This is a genomic window from Chrysiogenia bacterium (assembly GCA_020434085.1).
Taxonomy (GTDB): Bacteria; JAGRBM01; JAGRBM01; order JAGRBM01; family JAGRBM01; genus JAGRBM01.
Genome location: JAGRBM010000468.1, coordinates 1 through 1,635 on the forward strand (window position 1 = coordinate 1; position 1,635 = coordinate 1,635).

The window sequence follows — 1,635 nt, forward strand, 5'->3', positions numbered from 1 at the left end:
ATATTCGGAGAGCCGCTGCGGACGCAGCGTGGTTTCCTCCCGGTCGTCGCCCGGAAGGCTCTCCGGGCTCACCATTCTTGTGTCCTCAGCGGGCATCGGCGCCTTCTTGCTCGCGCACTTCCATGACTTCCTCGGCATTGGCGACGAGGTAGTCGAGTTTCTCAATGAGCTCGCGGATGTGCTTGGCATTGGCGCCAAGGTCGCCCTTGCCCACGCGGGAGGCAGAATAGACATCTACCTGCGTTCCCTTTTCCGAGGGCAGCAGGAAGATCGTCAGGTCATCGACGAATCCGAAGAGTGCCGACTCGACCTCCACCTGAACGGCCCCCACGTAGGCGGGCATCTCACCGGGCGCCCAGCGCTCCCATTCCTTGACGGGATGCAGCAGGTCCTCATCGGTCTTGCAGCAGGCGTGCTCGCCGACGATCTTCCAATGCTTGAGCGAGCCCACTGCCACGCGCGAGAGCTCGCGCATGCTCTGCACGCTCTTGTCATAGGTGCGCGTCTGCAGAAGCCCCTCCTTGTCGGGGGCGGTGTAGGCGATGTTGTTGGTCAGCGCCGCGCACGAGCTGCACGCAGCGGTCACGATTGCGGCGAGCATCGCCGCAAGAAATCCGGGTTTGGTCACGGGGTCCTCCCTGCGTGGGGCAAGCCGAACACTGAGCGCGTGCTTTTTGGGGTCAAGCGAGTTGCTGTAGCGCGCTGCGAAAGAGGTCATCGAATCCGGCATCTTCCCCAAGTTCCTTGATTGCAGTGGCCGCGGCCTTCTCGGCGAGCGGTGGTTTGTATCCCAGGTTCATCATGGCGCTGACCAGGTCGCCGCGCACGCCGCCTGCAGGGGCGGCTGCTCCGGCCGCAGCGGCGGCGCCTCCCCCGGGCAGTGCGGGCAGCTTATCACGCAGCTCGAAGAGAATCTTTTCGGCGGTCTTTTTGCCGATTCCGGGAATGACGCCGAGCCGCGCCTTGTCACCGTCTGCTACGGCCTGTGCCAGTTCGCCGGGGCTGATTCCCGAAAGAATGTTCACGGCCAGCTTGGGCCCCACGCCAGAAATCTTGATGAGCGTCTCGAAGCTCGTGCGCTCATCCTTCGTGCCGAATCCGAAAAGCTCGATCGCGCCCTCGCGCACGTTGGTGTGGATGTAGAGCCCCGCGGCTTTTCCCTCGGCGGGGAGCCGCGCGTAGGTGGTCGCCGGCACCACGACGCCGTAGCCCACCCCCGCGCACACGAGCACGCAGCGCTGGGGGTTCTTCTCTTTGAGGATTCCTTCGAGCCAGGCGATCAAGATCTTTTCAACTTCCGCTCCCCCTCCGGGGGAGCTGAGCGCCAAGCGCACTGAGCGGGTGTTTCAAATCGCTACGCTGCACGCAACTTCCCTTTCACCAGGAGAACACTGGAAGGGAGTGCTCCGCGCCTCCCTCACCCGTCCGCCTTCGGCGGCCACCCTCTCCCATTGGAGGGAGAGGGGCAAAACAGATGCAGAGCAATAAAAAAGCAAGAGCCGCCGAGCTGGAAACCCCACGTTACAGAAGTCCCAGCCGACGGCCCTCACCTACTTTGGGGCCAATTCTACCGGGCCTTCCGGGCCCGCGCAAGGGAGGGCCCCCGGCGCTTGCGGGAGGCTGCAGATTGCTTCG

The 1,635-nt window shown here is 63.9% G+C and carries 2 protein-coding genes; both read right to left on the bottom strand.

Annotation, left to right across the window (positions count from 1 at the left end):
* Window positions 1-85 precede the first annotated feature (85 nt).
* Window positions 86-628 (bottom strand): DUF1499 domain-containing protein, encoded by a 543-nt coding sequence (locus KDH09_15880; protein ID MCB0221178.1) that lies wholly within the window; start codon window positions 626-628, stop codon window positions 86-88.
* Window positions 629-680: 52 nt separating this feature from the next.
* Complete coding sequence (gene ruvA, locus KDH09_15885) at window positions 681-1,283, bottom strand: Holliday junction branch migration protein RuvA (GenBank protein MCB0221179.1); 603 nt, start codon at window positions 1,281-1,283, stop codon at window positions 681-683.
* Window positions 1,284-1,635 lie beyond the last annotated feature (352 nt).